Below are 16,621 nucleotides of genomic sequence, written 5' to 3' on the forward strand. Positions count from 1 at the left end.
GTATTATACCCTCAGTACAAAAAAGGCAACCCTTTTCTTGACAAACAAACACTCTCGCATGTAGAAATCCCCTTCCGCAAGAGGACATCAATATGAAACAACTTTGGCTAGCAATCAAGGATCTGCCTCCAGAAGGCAAGGAAATAATCATCAACGATCAGTCCGTATGGCAAAGTCCGATTGATGAATTCGCTCTTCCCTACACTATTAAGGAAGAGCTTGCAGCCCGTTTATTCCTCATCCCTCAAGAAAAGGGATGTATTTTGCACGGTAGCATGACAGGTACTGTTAATCTGCCTTGCAACCGTTGCACTCAAGACGCAACTGTCAACATCAACCAAAATTTTGATGAAGTATTCATACTTGACGAAGAGCTAAGTTCGGACGATACCGAACCTAACGTTCGCATCGTCAATGAAAGTACTGGAATTGAAATTGAAGTTGCAGGCGTTCTTTGGGAAGAATTTGTTATCGCCCTTCCGGTCAAACCTTTATGCAAGGAAGACTGCAAGGGTCTTTGCGCTGAATGCGGCAAAGATTTAAACACTGGAAAATGCGAGTGTGAAGATTCAACACTCGATCCACGCTTTGCGGTTCTTAGAAACCTTAAAGTGGGTAAATAACGATTACGTCTTTCGGAATTCGTTCGAAAGCAGAATAAAGAGAGGATCTGTCATGGCTGTAGCACAGAAAAGAAAATCCAAGTCCCGTAAGGGCATGCGTCGCTCCCACCACCGTGTGGCTGTACCTTCCGTAGTATACTGCGAATGCGGCGAAGCAGCGCTTCCACACCGCGTTTGTGCAGCTTGCGGCACTTACAACGGTCGTCAGATCAGTAAGGACGATGCATAGCATTCCCGTTATAGCCGTAGACGCAATGGGCGGAGACATTGGTCCGTCCGTTAACGTCTCAGGTGCTATTAAGGCTGCTCGCACTTTCGGTATTAAGGTTATTCTTGTCGGTAACGAAAAGTTAATTAATGCCGAACTCGATAGGCTACCCCTAAAAGGGGTGGCCTATGAAGTTGTGCACACCGATGAGGTGGCAGGCATGGACGAGAAGCCTTCAGATATTCTTCGCCGTAAAAAAAATGCGTCCATTCAGATTGCATGCCGCCTTGTAAAAGAAGGCAAAGCAGATGGCATTGTAAGCGCCGGTAACTCCGGTGCTACTGTTGCATGCGGCATGTTTATTATTGGTCGCATTTCCGGCGTAGAACGTCCGGCTCTTGCGAGCGTAATGCCTACAGAAAAGAACCCTATTGTTCTTTTGGATGTAGGAGCCAACGTAGATTGTAAGCCTCAGCACCTGTTCCAGTTTGGCCTTATGGCTAACGCCTTTGCCCGTGACCTTCTGGAGTATGAATCTCCTAGAATTGGTCTGCTTTCTATTGGCGAAGAAGAGGGCAAAGGAAACACACAGGTAAAAGAAGCCTACGACCTGTTTAAACTTACAAACGATATCAACTTCCTAGGAAATGTTGAGGGACGTGACCTGTTTACAGGGGAAGTGGATGTTGTTGTATGTGACGGTTTTGTAGGCAACGTGGCCTTGAAACTCAGCGAGGGCTTAAGCACCTCTATGGGTCGGCTGTTAAAACGACAGTTGATGTCTAGTACAATTGCAAAAATAGGCACGTTACTGGCCAGAAAAGCGTTTAAAAAATTCGCGAAAATCGTGGATTATGCCGAATACGGCGGCGCTCCGGTACTGGGTCTTAAGGGGATCGCGATTGTATGCCACGGCGCATCGAATGATAAAGCTATCTTCAACGCTGTTAAAATGGCATCTACTTTCGTACGCAAAAAAACAAATGAGCGCCTAGTCGAGGCAATCAGCGCCAATGAAGAGCTGACAAGCTTCGGCAGAGCTATTAAGAACTAAAGCTGAGGCGGTGCAGTGTTACTGTGCCGCTTTGTGACTTTTCCGGAAACAGCAATGAAAAAGCAATGTTACATCCGGGGCTTCGGAGCATTTGTTCCTGAAAAGGTTCTAACGAACTTCGACCTCGAAGCGATGGTCGACACAAGCGACGAATGGATCAGAACTCGTACAGGCATCGAGCAGCGCCACATTGTGGCAGAAGGTCAGGCAACATCCGACCTTACAGCCCAAGCGGCAGAAGCTGCACTTGCTGATGCGAAAATGAACCGGGAAGAGTTATCCCATATTCTTGTGGCGACCTGTACTCCTGATGCCTACTGCCCTAACACGGCGTGCATCACTGAGGACAAGCTGGGCTTAAAAGGGCGTATGGCTCTTGACGTAAGTGCCGCTTGTTCCGGCTTCTTGTATGGGTTAAAGCTTGCAAGCTCCCTTGCACAAACAGAAGAAGATGCAAACATTCTTCTGTGCGGCGGCGAAACCATGTCATCCCGCATCAACTGGGAAGACCGCAACACCTGCGTTCTTTTCGGTGACGGCGCTGGTGCTGTAGTTATCTCCGCTACCCCCACTGAAGACTCCACAACTGTTGTAGACATCGAACTTTCCTCTGATGGCTCTTTATGCGAACTGCTGACAATTCGCGGCGGCGGCTCTTCTCTGCCGTACAAAGTCGGACAGCAGGTTCCTGAAGAACACTTCATCATGATGCAAGGACGCGAAGTCTTTAAACATGCTGTCCGCAGCATGGTCGGCGTGTGTAACACTCTTATTGAACGCAACGGTCTTAGCCCTGACGATATCGACATTCTCATTCCGCATCAGGCGAATATGAGAATCATTGAAGCTGTCGGCAAAAAACTTACTATCTCCAGCGAGCGAGTATTTGTTAATGTAGACAAGGTGGGCAACACATCCGCTGCGTCTATTCCGATTGCACTTGGACAGGCTAAAGCAGCTGGCACTCTTGAACCGGGTAAAAATATTCTGCTGACAACATTCGGCGGCGGCTTTACCTGGGGTGCAGCACTGCTTAGAACCTAGAAATCGTATTGCTTGCCGTCTTTTCCCAAAAACTTAAATATTCTTCAATGTTACACAGCCAGTTTTGGGAATTGAAGTTATACTCTCTTTGAGGTATAAGGCATTGCTTTTAACTCCTAACCAGAAGCGATTTATTATGGAATTACTTTCAACAGCACTGGTTACCGGCGGTTCACGCGGAATTGGCAAAGCTATTGCTGAACAGCTGGGCAAAGCCGGATTTCAGGTTTACCTCACATACGTTTCTAAGCCTGAAGAAGCTCAGAACGTAGCAGCTTCCATTGAAGCTGCTGGTGGTAAAGCAAAAGCGTTCAAATTAGATGTTGGCAATCCAGATGAGATTGCAACATTTTTTAAAGAAGAAATTAAAGACAAGGTGAAACTTGATGTTCTTGTTAACAATGCAGGTATCACCAAAGATGGTCTTCTCCTTCGTATGAAGAACGAAGACTTTGATCGTGTCATTAACGTAAACTTGCGCGGAGCTTTTGTTGCTTGTAGAGAAGCAGCAAAGATCATGAGCAAGCAACGCTGCGGTCGCATCATCAACCTTACTTCTGTAGTAGGTCAGATGGGCAACGCAGGTCAGGCTAACTACTGCTCTGCTAAAGCAGGCATTATCGGTATGACAAAATCCATGGCAAAAGAACTCGGTGCCCGTAATATCACCGTTAACGCTGTTGCCCCCGGCTTTATCAAAACCGATATGACAAATGCTCTTCCAGAGGCTGTTCGCAATGATTACGAAAAAGCAATTCCTCTTAAACGCATGGGCGATGTAGAAGATATTGCAAACACCGTAGCCTTCCTTGCATCAAGCGGTGCTGGCTACATCACAGGGCAGGTTATTGCCGTTAACGGCGGCATGTACTGCTAGCGGATTGCATCCGTAATAAAACTTTACTGCTTTCTTTCCAGAAGGCAAAATAACAAAAAAGAAAACAATCCATTGGAGGAATCCATGTCTGCAGAAGCTAAAGTAAAACAGATCATCATTGAGCAGCTCGGCGTATCTGAAGAAGAAGTAAAAAACAACGCTTCTTTCGTTGAAGACCTCGGCGCAGACTCTCTTGACCTCACCGAACTCATCATGGCTATGGAAGAAGAGTTCGGCGTAGAAATCGACGACGACGACGCACAGAAAATCCTGAAAGTTCAGGATGCATACGACTACATCGCAAAACAGCAGTAGTCCGCACTGTTACAGCGTTTTATATACAGGCGTCTTATGCTCGTTAGCATAAGACGCCTTACCCGCTTATTTTGACAGTACATTAATGAGGTAGTGCTGTCCGCGCAACGTACAGAGAAGCGGGTTGAACTAATCTCTTATACAGCGCACTTTTTCCCAGGAATGAAGCATATGACTGAAAAAAGAGTAGTAGTAACCGGCGTTGCCACCATTAACCCTCTCGGGAATGATGTTGACACCAGCTGGGAGAAACTTATTGCCGGAGAATCCGGCATCGGGCCTATCACCCAGTTTGATGCAAGTGAGTTTACTTCACAGATTGCAGGTGAAGTAAAAGACTTTAATGCAGCCGACCATATTCCGGCAAAACAGGCGCGTCGTATGGATCGCTTCGTACAGTTCGGTGTTGCCTGTGCAAAACAGCTCATGGAAGACTCCAAGTACGAAATAACTGACGAAAACGCCAAACGCGTCGGCGTTATGCTTGGCGTAGGTCTTGGTGGTCTCAATACTATCGAAACCTTCCATACTAAGCTCACCAGCGCGGGTCCTAATAAAATCAGCCCGTTCTGGATTCCGATGCTTATCTCGAACATGGCACCGGGGCAGGTTTCCATTTTCACTGGCGCAAAAGGTCCAAACCTTGTGTTCACCAGTGCCTGTGCGTCCGGTACTCATGCCATCGGACACGCATTTGAAGATATTAAATCCGGTCGCTGTGATGCAATCATCACCGGCGGTGTAGAATCTACAATCACCCCTATGGGTGTTTCCGGCTTTACCGCGCTTAAAGCGCTTTGCAGCAACCGTAACGATGAGCCTACCAAAGCTTCCCGTCCGTTCGATGGTGAACGCTCCGGCTTTATCATCGGTGAAGGCGCAGGTCTCCTGCTGCTTGAATCATACGATTCTGCAAAAGCACGCGGTGCAAAAATTTACGCAGAAGTTGTGGGCTTCGGTTCTACCGGTGATGCATACCATATGACTGCACCACGCGAAGATTCCGAAGGAATGGCTCAGTCCATGCTGAATGCTATTGAAGAAGCAGGCATTGAAACTGATGCTGTAGACTGCATCAACGCACACGGTACTTCCACCTCTCTTAACGACAAAGCAGAAACCGGTGCGATGAAAAAAGTCTTTGGGGATCATGCATACAACTTGCGTGTTTCCGCAAACAAATCCCAAACAGGTCACCTGCTAGGTGCCGCTGGCGGTATGGAAGGAGTATTCTCCTGCCTGACGCTCGATAAGGGGGTTGTTCCGGGAACCGCAAACCATGAAACACCCGACCCAGAATGCGATCTGAACTACATGGGGAATGGTTCAGAAGAGTATCAAGCTGAGTACGTACTCAGCAACAACTTCGGTTTTGGCGGCACCAACGCAAGTGTGCTGTTCAAACGTTTCGAAGGGTAATGTGTGGGCGTACACGGCAAGCTGCTGTGTACGCCCTTTTTCTTCCTCATTTAAATCGTAAGGGGCATCACTCATGGATGAAGTTTTTATCCAAGATCCTGAAGTAGGCCGTTCTATTTTTCAGGAAATCGATCGCCAGACCGGTGGGCTTGAATTAATCGCATCAGAAAACTTTGTGTCCGCAGCTGTACGCCAAACTCAAGGCTCAGTACTTACTCACAAGTATGCAGAAGGCTACCCGGGCAAGCGCTACTACGGTGGTTGTGAATACGTAGACGTTACCGAAACCATCGCTATCGAACGCGCAAAAGAAATCTTTGGTGCAGAATATGTTAACGTGCAGCCGCACTCCGGCAGTCAGGCTAACATGGCAGCGTACTATGCCATCGCGAACGCGGGCGATACTGTACTGGGTATGGACCTCTCCCACGGGGGACACCTTACACACGGCAGCCCTGTCAACTTCTCCGGTAAGTTCTTTGATGTAAAAGCGTACGGTGTAGACCGTGAGACTGGTCGTATTGATTACGATAATGTTCTCAAACTTGCGAAAGAGCATAAGCCTACTGTTATTATTGCAGGCGCAAGTGCTTACCCTAGAGAAATTGATTTTGCGAAATTCCGTGCTATCGCAGACGAAGTAGGCGCAAAGCTGTTTGTAGACATGGCGCATATTGCAGGTTTAGTTGCAGCTGGTTTGCATAACTCACCTGTTCCACATGCACATGTAACAACAACTACTACACACAAAACCCTGCGCGGTCCTCGCGGCGGTATGATTCTTTCCACAGAAGATCTGAGCAAGCCGTTGAACAGCCAGATTTTCCCTGGAATCCAAGGCGGCCCACTCATGCACGTGATTGCAGCTAAAGCAGTTGCATTCGGCGAAGCTTTACGTCCTGAGTACAAAGTCTACCAGCAGCAGGTTATCGATAATGCTAAAACCATGGGACAGGCTCTTCTTGATGAAGGCTTCAATCTGGTTTCCGGTGGTACAGACAACCACCTCCTGCTCATCGACCTGACCAATAAAGATATCACTGGTAAAGAAGCACAGCTTGCTCTTGATAAAGCTGGCATCACTACCAACAAAAACACTGTTCCTTTTGAAACACGCAGCCCGTTTGTTACTTCCGGTATTCGCATCGGAACACCGGCACTTACAAGCCGCGGTATGAAAGAAGCAGAAATGCAGCAAGTAGCAGCTTGGCTTGTTGATGCGCTCAAGCACATCGACAATGATGCGTACCTTGCCAACATACACAAGCAGGTTACGGCGTTCGCGCGTACATTCCCGCTTTTCGCTTGGTAACACACTAAGCCGGGGATTCTTCCCCGGCTTTTTTTTTTGCTCATGCTTCCTGCTTTTCGCTTTTATACTTTGGGTGATTTTTTAAATTATCTATGGTGGCTTGACTGCAACAAGTCAGACACATATCGTATCTGTCCCGTAATCATTTTTACAAATCAACGTCCCATTAGAAACACCTCCCGTCGGAGTTATTATCAATGCAGCAGAGACTTCCTTGGCCTCAATATTTCATGGACATAACCTACATGGTTGCCGAACGCTCTACTTGTCTTCGCCGTAAAGTTGGCGCTATCGCAGTTAAAGACAAACGCATTCTTGCAACAGGCTACAATGGCGCCCCTGCCAGCACATCACATTGTCTGGATATTGGATGTCTTCGTGCCGAACTGGGCATTCCTTCCGGTCAGCGTCACGAAATGTGCCGCGGACTTCATGCAGAGCAAAATGTTATCATTCAGGCAGCTGTTCACGGGGTATCCCTTGCTGGTGCAGAAATTTACTGTACCACCATGCCGTGCCTTATTTGCACTAAAATGCTGCTTAACTGCGGTATCAAAGGTGTTTACTATGTAGAAGGCTACAATGATGAACTTGCAGCAGCTATGGTACAAGAAGCTGGCATTCCGTTCACTAAAATAGATCATGTAGTCAGAGGCGCATAATGCAGCACCGCAATGCCCATTTTATGCGCCGTGCCATTGCGTTGGCTGAAAAAGGACGAGGAACTGCCGCCCCCAACCCGACTGTTGGAGCTGTGCTCGTCAAGCACGGACAAATTGTTGCTGAAGGATATCACACTGCATGTGGGCAACCGCATGCAGAAATAGAGTGCCTTCGCAACGCTGCCGAAAACAATATTTCTCCAAGCGATTGCAGCATGTATGTTACGCTTGAGCCATGCAATCATTACGGAAAAACTCCCCCTTGCTCCAAAGCTATTTTAGATGCTGGCATCAAGCATGTTGTCGTAGGGTTAGAAGACCCTAACCCGAAAGCTAAAGGCGGCGCACAATTTTTACGCGAAAACGGCGTGACTGTTGAAACAGGCATGCTTGAAGAAGAGTGCCGAAACCTTGTAGCAGATTTCCTCACTTGGATTCAGACGCCCTACCCTTTCACTGTACTGAAACTAGCCTCTACATTGGATGGAAAAATTGCCACCAAGACAGGACATTCTCAATGGATCAGCTGCGAAGAATCTCGAAAGCGAGTCCATGAGCTTAGGAAAAAAGTACAGGCAGTTATCGTCGGTGGGGGAACATTCTATGCAGACAATCCTCAATTGACCTGCCGTCTGGAAGGCGTTGAGCAGCAACCGCTTGCTGTAATTATAACCAAGCATCTTCCGGAAGACCCAGCACAGTTTACACTCTTGAAAGAGCGTCCTGAGCAAGTTATTTTCTGGACAAATGAAGAATCTGCATTATCTGAAACAGCAAGGAAGCTACAGACAATAGGCTGTTCTGTTGTAAGCTTACCGGAGCAAAACGGGAACCTTGATCTTGCAGCAGGGCTTATCTGGCTGCGTGAGGAAAAAAAGTGCCTCTATACCCTTTGCGAAGGCGGAGGAAAATTGGCATTATCGCTTCTTGAGAACAATCTCGTAAACGAATTTCAGTTGCATATGGCTCCCAAAATTGTCGGAGATCACAACGCACCCGACATCTTTTCTGGTAGAACTATCGCAACAATGGACGAAGCGCTCCGCTTACGAATTATCAAAACGGAACTTAGCGGCGATGATGTCATACTGACATTACGCCGACAGGAAATTTAGCATGTTCACAGGAATAATTCTTGGACAGGGTGAAGTCCGCTCTGTTCAGAATATGGGCAAAGAAACACGCCTTACAATTATACCACGCTGCGAGCTGACCGACTACGTACTCGGTGAATCCATCGCAACCAACGGCGTATGCCTTACTGTTGAAGAGTTCGGCGCTGACTGGTTTACTGTTTATGCTTCTGCGGAAACAATGGGGCTTACCAACCTTGGTAAGCTTAAATCCGGCAGTAAAGTAAACCTGGAACGCGCTCTTACAATGGGTGACCGCCTTGGCGGACACATTGTAAGCGGACACGTTGACTGTATCGGCACTGTAGATTCTGTACGTCCGGCAGGGCTTTCAAAAATCTACAAAATTTCTTTCCCGCAAGAGTTCGAAACGCAGGTTATCCCTAAAGGTTCAGTTACCCTTGATGGAATCAGCCTCACAGTTAATGCTTGTGGAAACAATTTTCTGGAAGTAAACATTATCCCCGAAACTCAAAAGATCACTACAATAGCCCAGTGGAATCCGGGATACAGTGTTAATATAGAGACGGACGTGATTGGAAAATACGTTCAACGCATGCTTGGGGCATGGCAGCCCAATGCTGCGCAGGAGAAATCTGCTCCTTCCTCTATTACTGAAGAGTTTCTCAGAAAAAATGGATTTTAATTTTCGCATTCATTAATCTGCTTCGTGGGACATGCAGTTTAAGAACATACAACGAGGTGCGACAATGCCAATGTGTACGGCCGAAGAGGCCATTGAAGAGATTAAAAAAGGTCGAATGGTTATTCTCGTAGATGACGAAGATCGCGAGAACGAAGGTGACCTTACTATTGCTGCTGAGCATGTAACACCAGAAGTTATTAACTTTATGGCGACATACGGGCGTGGACTCATTTGTCTTGCGCTGGCTCCTGAATGGGTAGACAAGCTTGAACTGCCGATGATGACCCAGCGTAACGGTTCCAAGTTCGGTACAAACTTTACCGTTTCTATTGAAGCGCGAACAGGCGTTACTACCGGTATCTCCGCTAAAGACAGAGCTACAACAATTCTTGCTGCAATTGCAGACGACGTACAGCCGGACGACATTGTTACTCCGGGTCACATCTTCCCATTACGCGCCCAGAGAGGCGGCGTACTTGTACGTGCCGGTCAGACAGAAGGTTCCGTTGACCTTGCTAAACTTGGCGGTCTTAAAGGCGCTGCTGTTATTTGCGAAATCATGAAAGATGATGGTGAAATGGCTCGCATGCCTGACCTCGTTGAATTTGCAGAAAAGCACGATTTAAAAATCGCAACTATCCGCGATCTTATCCGCCACCGCATGCGTCCGGACGAACTTTCCGTTACTCGTGTTGCAGAAGCGGAAATGCCTACTAAATATGGTGAATTTAAAATCATCGCATACGAAAACGAACTTGAGCCGGAAACTCATATTGCCCTTGTGAAAGGTCCAATCGATTCCAGCAAACCAGTACTCGTTCGCGTACACAGTGAGTGTCTCACTGGTGATGTGCTTGGTTCCATGCGTTGTGATTGCGGCGACCAGCTTGCAAACGCGATGTGTAAAGTTCAGGCAGAAGATCAGGGCATCATCCTGTACATGCGCCAAGAAGGACGCGGTATCGGGCTTGCCAACAAAATTAAAGCATACAACCTTCAAGATCAGGGCTACGACACTGTAGAAGCGAACGAAAAGCTCGGCTTTAAAGCTGACCTTCGTGATTATGGTATCGGCGCACAGATGTTGGTTGATCTTGGTGTACGCCAAATGCGTATGATGACCAACAACCCGAAAAAGATTGTTGGTATTGAAGGATACGGCATTGAAGTTGTAGAACGTGTTCCTATTGAAATGAACGCTTGCGAATTCAATGAAGACTACTTACGTACAAAAAAAGAAAAAATGGGTCACATGCTTGAACATCTTAATGATTCCAAGTAGTAACCATTATTCAAATTAAATACATGCTCCCTATCCCTAAAAATAGTTCTTTTCAGGGCTGGGGAGCTTGTTCTATACTTACCGACCCGCTTTTGCTGTTGGAGTAAAAAGTGGACTTAAGAAGGAGATTACACATGCTGCATATCAAAACTATCGAAGGTCAGTTCGACGCAAAAGGTCTTAAAATTGCAATTATCGCAACACGTTTCAACGATTTTGTTGTTGATCGTCTTGTTGGTGGCGCAGTAGACTACCTTGTTCGCAACGGCGGTGACCGCGAAGACATTACTATTGTAAAACTTCCGGGTGCATTCGAAATGCCGATTGCTGCCAAAAAACTGGCTGCCAGCGGTAAATATGACGGCATTGTAGCAGTTGGTGCAGTTATCCGCGGTGCTACTCCTCACTTTGATTTTGTATGTAATGAATGTGCAAAGGGTCTTGCTCAGGTTAGCCTCGATTCCGAAACACCAGTAGGCTTCGGTCTTCTTACCTGTGATTCCCTTGAACAAGCAATCGAACGCGCTGGCTCCAAAGGTGGCAACAAAGGCGTTGAAGCCGCATCCGCCATGCTTGAAACATACCGTGTTCTGGAGCAATTGTAATATATGGCTAACAAACCCAAAAAAACACCACGCAAGTTGGCACGTGCACAAGCATTTCAGTTTTTGTACGGCTTAAATTTTTCTCCTGCCATGACCATTGAGTCTTTGCAGGAAGCCTACACTATTTCGCCTGACAATGCCGACAAACCAGAAGCTCAGTGTCAGCCGGAAGGCTTCACATGGGAACTGATTGAAGGTGTATGGAGCAACTACCGTGCTCTGGACGACGTGATTGGACAATTTTCCCGCCACTGGAAAGTGGATCGTATTGGCAAAATTGAACTCACCGTGCTCCGTCTTGCAGTTTTTGAAATGCTTTATCGTGAAGATATTCCACCAAAAGTTGCTATTAACGAAGCTATCGAACTTGCAAAGCAGTTTGGCGACGAACGTTCTCGTCCATTCGTTAACGGTCTGCTAGATGCTGCTGCAAAAGCTCTGGATGAAGGAACACTGAAACTTAAATACTAGTACCAATGCCTCCGGCGAAAAGGTTACCCCTTACGCCACAAAGGAATATCCTTTAACCGCAATATGGCGAGCAATATCTCGCAGTACTTCCGGTTTTGGCATTGCTACGTATCCCATTTCAGACGCCTTCATATATAGCGTTTTTTTGTGCCCGGACTTCTTGAAAAAAGAAGTTCGGGCATCTCCCGTTAAAAAAATGACATTTTTGCGCAAAACAAAGCTTCCTTCTCTTGCCGAATAACAGGTTGTTTTGTATTGCAAGGCAGTAAAAATAAGTATGAAGTTCCAGACGGCTCGACAATCTGGTAACTATTTATATTGTTTAAGAATCAAAAAACTGTTGCGTGCCCCCATGTGGTAGCACAAGCGTAGAGTTGCTGAACAACCACATATACGCACAGTCACGGTAGTTTTCTGCACGGATAACGAATATCCTCCGTTAGAAATCGATTCCATGGCTGTAACAACAGACGTTTTTAATGAGCGAAAGATTAAAGGAACTGTCGGCAATGAAATATGATCCGCAAGCCATAGAAACTAAATGGCAGCAAACTTGGGCAGCCAACGGTGATTTCCACACCGATCACACTTCAGACAAACCTAAACACTATGTGCTGGAAATGTTCCCGTACCCTTCCGGCAACATTCACATGGGTCATGTTCGCAACTATTCACTTGGTGACGTTGTAGCGCGTTTCATGCGTATGAAAGGCAAAAACGTAATGCACCCTATGGGTTGGGATGCTTTTGGTCTTCCTGCGGAAAACGCAGCTATCAAAAACAACATCCACCCGGCAAAGTGGACTCATTCCAACATCGACAACATGCGTGACCAGCTTTCACGCCTTGGCTACTCTTTCGACTGGCGTCGTGAGCTTGCCACCTGCGATAAAGAATACTACCGCTGGGAACAGTTGTTCTTCCTCAAATTTCTTGAAAAAGGTCTGCTCTACCGCAAGCGTCAGGCTCAGAACTGGTGTCCTACATGTAACACCGTTCTTGCTAACGAACAGGTTGAAGACGGTCTTTGCTGGCGTTGTGACTCTGTTGTAGAACAGCGTGACCTCGCACAGTGGTTCCTTAAAATCACAGACTACGCTGAAGAGCTGCTTGCCGACCTCGACAAACTCAAAGGCGGCTGGCCGGATCGTGTTATCTCCATGCAGGAGAACTGGATTGGTAAATCTGTAGGTGCAGAAATCCAGTTCAAAGTCGAAGATTCCGACGAAATTATCCCTGTGTTCACCACCCGCCCAGACACTGTGTTTGGTGTATCTTTCATGAGCCTTGCGCCAGAACACCCACTGGTAGAAAAACTCATCGAAGGTAAAGAGCAGGCTGATGACGTACGTGCATTCGTAAAGCGCATCACAAACATGGATCGCATTGAGCGTACCTCTGACAATCTGGAAAAAGAAGGTATCTTCACCGGTGCATACTGCATCAACCCAGTGAATGGTGCTAAAGTTCCTGTATACGTTGCCAACTTTGTTCTCGTTGACTACGGCACAGGTGCTGTAATGGCAGTACCGGCACATGACCAGCGTGACTTTGAATTTGCACATAAATATGAGTTGCCACTGCATGTTGTAATTCAGCAGGAAGGCGAAGAGCTTGATCCTGCTACCATGACAGAAGCATACACTGCGCCTGGCATCATGGTTAATTCCGGTGAATTCAGCGGCATTACCAACGAAGAAGGCAAAGAAAAAGTTGCCGTATGGTTGCAGGAAAACAACTGCGGCGAAAAAACCGTCAACTACCGCCTGCGTGACTGGAACATTTCCCGTCAGCGCTACTGGGGTGCTCCAATCCCTGTAGTATATTGTGACGAATGCGGCATTGTTCCAGAAAAAGAGGAAAATCTTCCTATTGAACTTCCACTGAACGTGCAGACACATGCCGATGGTCGTTCACCACTTCCAGACTCTCCTGAATTCGTAAACTGCACTTGCCCTAAGTGTGGAAAGCCTGCACGTCGCGAAACAGATACCATGGATACTTTCGTAGAATCCTCATGGTACTTTGCACGCTACACTGATGCACAGAATCACGAAGCACCATTTACACCGGAAGCTCTCAACTACTGGGCACCAGTTGATCAGTACATTGGTGGTGTTGAACACGCTATTCTTCACCTGCTTTACGCACGCTTCTTCACCAAAGCACTGCGTGACTGCGGCTACATGAACTTCGACGAGCCTTTCGCTAACCTGCTCACTCAGGGCATGGTTCTCATGGATGGCTCCAAAATGTCCAAATCCAAAGGTAACGTTGTTGACCCGACTGCTATGATCGAGCGCTACGGTGCTGACACAGTACGTCTGTTCTGCCTCTTTGCTGCCCCACCAGAGCGTGACTTTGAATGGTCTGAAACCGGCATCGACGGTTCTTTCCGCTTTGTAAACCGCATCTGGCGTCTCATTGAAGAGCTTGAAGGCGACCTTATTACCGCTGAACCTTGTTCTTCTACTGCTGATGACTGCACCTGCAAAGAAGCAAAAGGCATTCGTCTTAAAGAACATGAGACCGTCAAAAAAGCGGGTGACGACATTGAACAGCGCTTCCAGTTCAACACCGCTATCGCAGCGGTTATGGAACTGGTAAACGAAATCTACCTTGCTAAAGATGCTCTGAAAGGTGACGAAAAAGGTCGCAAAGTTCTGTCTTCAGCAATCAGCACAGTTATCAACCTCATGTCCCCATTCACTCCGCACCTGTGCGAAGAAATCTGGGAACAGCTTGGACACACTGAGCGCCTTGTACATGCAAGCTGGCCAACCTACAGCGAAGAAGCAATGGTAAAAGATGTACTCACCGTTGTAGTACAGGTAAACGGCAAGGTTCGTGCTCGTCTCGAAGTGCCTGCCTCCGCAAGCAAAGATGAAGTTGAAGAACTCGCAAAAACTGATGCGAATGTTCTCAAGCACATTGAAGGAAAAACAATCCGCAAAGTGATCGTTGTTCCTGGCAAGCTTGTTAACATCGTAGCTAACTAAATCATGAAGGGTGGAGTTTTTACTCCACCCTTTTTCTTGCTAAGCTTTTTTTGCCTCCGACGGGCAAGGGACTTCAAGCCCCTTGCATCCCCGATTAGGCGAATCAGATTCTATGCGTGAATAGCCCTTGCGGCGCTATCAACGTGATTCAAAAAAAGTGGCGAGCAGAATATTTTTAGGGTGGAGTTTTTACTCCACCCTTTTTTTTGCGATAACATCATAAAAACAAATGGTATTCGCTTAATAGCTAGTGCTGATTATTTCTATTGGGAAATGTAATCTGTAAAAAAGGCTTCACATTCTAAATACAATGCGCGAGAAATTATGAAAGAAAAAACTACACAACGTAACCTCCGTATAACGGACTTTTTGGACTCACATGCAATCAAAACTCAAAATCATACTCGCACTTATTGGCGGTGTCCTGTGCATCGCAGTGGTATCCTTACTACTTTCCGGCATTCGCGTAATCGCCGACCTTTTCGCATACATAAATCCGGTCTACGTTCCGATTGTATTCTGGTCACTTACCGCTATTGGTAGCGCACTACTTAGCTACGCAGCCCTGACACTATTTATTTTTCCAAAACCACTGCTCATACCGGAAAACCCAACGGATGAGCAGCTAGAAGAATACCGTCGCAGATACATTGAACGGCTTCGATGCAATCCTTTTATCAAAAGCCAGCAGTTAGCTTGCGAAACTCAGCAAGAAATTGACGACTGTATCGCTGTTCTGAAAACAAAAGCCAACAAGCAGATTGAAGAAACCTCTAAGCGAGTTTTTGTCGGTACTGCAACAGCACAAAACGGCAGACTGGATACGCTTATTGTCTTTGCACTTATCACTCATCTTATCTACAAAATTACTAAGTTGTATGCGCAACGCCCACACGTAAGTGACTTGATAACACTCTATAAGAACGTTGCTGCAACCGCCTTCTTCGCTGGTGCATTGGAAGATATAGTTGTGGAAGAATACACGCAGCAAATCGTAGCTCCACTTGTGGCAACCTCGGCGATTGGCAGTATTCCGGGGGCACAATCAGTTGCGTCCGTTGTTACAACCTCAATTCTTGATGGTTCCATGAACTCACTGCTAACCATGCGCTGTGGAATTATTGCCCGCAACTACATGAGCATTTATTCAGACAGTGATTTAGTCTCACAAAAAGAGCTGCGAAAATCTGCAACAGCAGAGGCAGCCGCAATGTTTATGCGAACATCAGGTGACACAATCTCAACAGTTGCCCAGCTACTCATTTCCGGCGCATCCAAAACCGTTAAGCGTAGCATGGCAAAAGCATGGGATGCCGTTCGTAGCGTCGCTCCGTCCTCAAAAAAACGTACAGCATCTGAAGAGCCTGAAGAAGCCACAAAACCACCAAAGGAAAAGAAAGAGCGTTTCAGCACTGCGCGTTCCTGTGTATCTGGTGCAGCAGAAAAAATTGCTTCTGGAGCTTCCGCTACGGGGACAACCATCAAGCATGCGACGAAAAAAACAGCCTCGGGCGTAGCTTCCGGCTTTTCCACTGCTACGTCTACTGCAAGCAAAGGTGTTTCAGCAGCGGCGTCCAGCGCATCAAAAAGTGCTTCTTGCGCCGCACACACCGTCTCAAAGGGAATTTCAGATGTTGCATCTGCGGCAAATGTCGCCAAAAAGAATATCAATACGACAGTGTCCACAACAGCAAGCCGTATTAATGCGAAAGCCACTGACGCAACAAGTGGATTACACACCGCCGCAACGGCTGCTACACATAACCTTCACTCCGTTAGCAAAAAGACAGCAACAGCAGTGAATAAAGCTGATGCCAAATTAAAAAACGGTGTAAAAAAATCCGGTAAAAAAGTATCAGCTGTCGCTGGAAAAGCTAAAAAGACTCTTGTCCGTCCTTTCTCAAAGAAAAACACTGGAAAAGACTCAACACAGCACCCTGAATAATTCATAAAAAAAGAGCTGAGAAGGTG

General features: G+C 46.8%; 16 protein-coding genes. All 16 read left to right on the forward strand.

What is annotated here, in order from left to right:
- Positions 1-92: 92 nt before the first annotated feature.
- The 16 genes from N4A56_RS07350 to N4A56_RS07425 all read left to right on the forward strand — a co-directional run bounded on the left by N4A56_RS07350 (position 93) and on the right by N4A56_RS07425 (position 16,595).
- Positions 93-623 (forward strand): DUF177 domain-containing protein, encoded by a 531-nt coding sequence (locus N4A56_RS07350; RefSeq protein ID WP_295546176.1) that lies wholly within the window; start codon positions 93-95, stop codon positions 621-623.
- Positions 624-675: 52 nt separating this feature from the next.
- Complete coding sequence (gene rpmF / locus N4A56_RS07355) at positions 676-852, forward strand: 50S ribosomal protein L32 (protein ID WP_020001270.1); 177 nt, start codon at positions 676-678, stop codon at positions 850-852.
- Positions 845-1,885, forward strand: coding sequence for a phosphate acyltransferase PlsX (gene plsX / locus N4A56_RS07360; protein WP_293671420.1), 1,041 nt, complete (start codon positions 845-847; stop codon positions 1,883-1,885). Before rpmF ends, plsX begins: the two co-directional genes overlap by 8 nt.
- Positions 1,886-1,939: 54 nt before the next feature.
- Positions 1,940-2,929 carry a beta-ketoacyl-ACP synthase III gene (locus N4A56_RS07365; protein ID WP_295546181.1) on the forward strand — a complete coding sequence of 330 codons (990 nt, stop codon included), beginning with the start codon at positions 1,940-1,942 and terminating at the stop codon, positions 2,927-2,929.
- Between the two features lie 133 nt (positions 2,930-3,062).
- Positions 3,063-3,806 (forward strand): 3-oxoacyl-[acyl-carrier-protein] reductase, encoded by a 744-nt coding sequence (gene fabG, locus N4A56_RS07370; RefSeq protein WP_295546363.1) that lies wholly within the window; start codon positions 3,063-3,065, stop codon positions 3,804-3,806.
- 84 nt (positions 3,807-3,890) lie between these two features.
- Positions 3,891-4,121 (forward strand): acyl carrier protein, encoded by a 231-nt coding sequence (gene acpP, locus N4A56_RS07375; RefSeq protein WP_293671422.1) that lies wholly within the window; start codon positions 3,891-3,893, stop codon positions 4,119-4,121.
- 171 nt (positions 4,122-4,292) lie between these two features.
- Positions 4,293-5,540: a beta-ketoacyl-ACP synthase II gene (gene fabF / locus N4A56_RS07380; RefSeq protein WP_295546183.1), complete on the forward strand. Its 1,248-nt coding sequence runs from the start codon at positions 4,293-4,295 to the stop codon at positions 5,538-5,540.
- 73 nt (positions 5,541-5,613) lie between these two features.
- A complete protein-coding gene (gene glyA, locus N4A56_RS07385; protein WP_295546185.1) occupies positions 5,614-6,852 on the forward strand; it encodes a serine hydroxymethyltransferase in 1,239 nt (412 codons plus the stop codon).
- A gap of 197 nt (positions 6,853-7,049) precedes the next feature.
- Positions 7,050-7,514, forward strand: coding sequence for a cytidine/deoxycytidylate deaminase family protein (locus tag N4A56_RS07390; protein ID WP_293671425.1), 465 nt, complete (start codon positions 7,050-7,052; stop codon positions 7,512-7,514).
- Complete coding sequence (ribD, locus tag N4A56_RS07395; RefSeq protein ID WP_295546187.1) at positions 7,514-8,629, forward strand: bifunctional diaminohydroxyphosphoribosylaminopyrimidine deaminase/5-amino-6-(5-phosphoribosylamino)uracil reductase RibD; 1,116 nt, start codon at positions 7,514-7,516, stop codon at positions 8,627-8,629. Before N4A56_RS07390 ends, ribD begins: the two co-directional genes overlap by 1 nt.
- A 1-nt stretch (position 8,630) precedes the next feature.
- Positions 8,631-9,293, forward strand: a complete 663-nt coding sequence (locus N4A56_RS07400) for a riboflavin synthase (RefSeq protein ID WP_295546189.1) — start codon at positions 8,631-8,633, stop codon at positions 9,291-9,293.
- Between the two features lie 64 nt (positions 9,294-9,357).
- The gene (locus N4A56_RS07405; protein WP_293671430.1) at positions 9,358-10,575 is read left to right on the forward strand and encodes a bifunctional 3,4-dihydroxy-2-butanone-4-phosphate synthase/GTP cyclohydrolase II; all 1,218 of its coding nucleotides are present in this window, start codon (positions 9,358-9,360) and stop codon (positions 10,573-10,575) included.
- A gap of 134 nt (positions 10,576-10,709) precedes the next feature.
- Positions 10,710-11,180, forward strand: coding sequence for a 6,7-dimethyl-8-ribityllumazine synthase (gene ribE / locus N4A56_RS07410; RefSeq protein WP_293671431.1), 471 nt, complete (start codon positions 10,710-10,712; stop codon positions 11,178-11,180).
- 3 nt (positions 11,181-11,183) lie between these two features.
- Positions 11,184-11,651, forward strand: a complete 468-nt coding sequence (gene nusB / locus N4A56_RS07415; protein WP_293671433.1) for a transcription antitermination factor NusB — start codon at positions 11,184-11,186, stop codon at positions 11,649-11,651.
- A gap of 509 nt (positions 11,652-12,160) precedes the next feature.
- A complete protein-coding gene (gene leuS / locus N4A56_RS07420) occupies positions 12,161-14,650 on the forward strand; it encodes a leucine--tRNA ligase (RefSeq protein ID WP_295546364.1) in 2,490 nt (829 codons plus the stop codon).
- 379 nt (positions 14,651-15,029) lie between these two features.
- Positions 15,030-16,595, forward strand: coding sequence for a DUF697 domain-containing protein (locus N4A56_RS07425; RefSeq protein WP_295546192.1), 1,566 nt, complete (start codon positions 15,030-15,032; stop codon positions 16,593-16,595).
- The last annotated feature ends 26 nt before the right edge of the window (positions 16,596-16,621 follow it).

The organism is Halodesulfovibrio sp., from assembly GCF_025210605.1.
In the GTDB taxonomy this organism is placed as follows: domain Bacteria; phylum Desulfobacterota; class Desulfovibrionia; order Desulfovibrionales; family Desulfovibrionaceae; genus Halodesulfovibrio.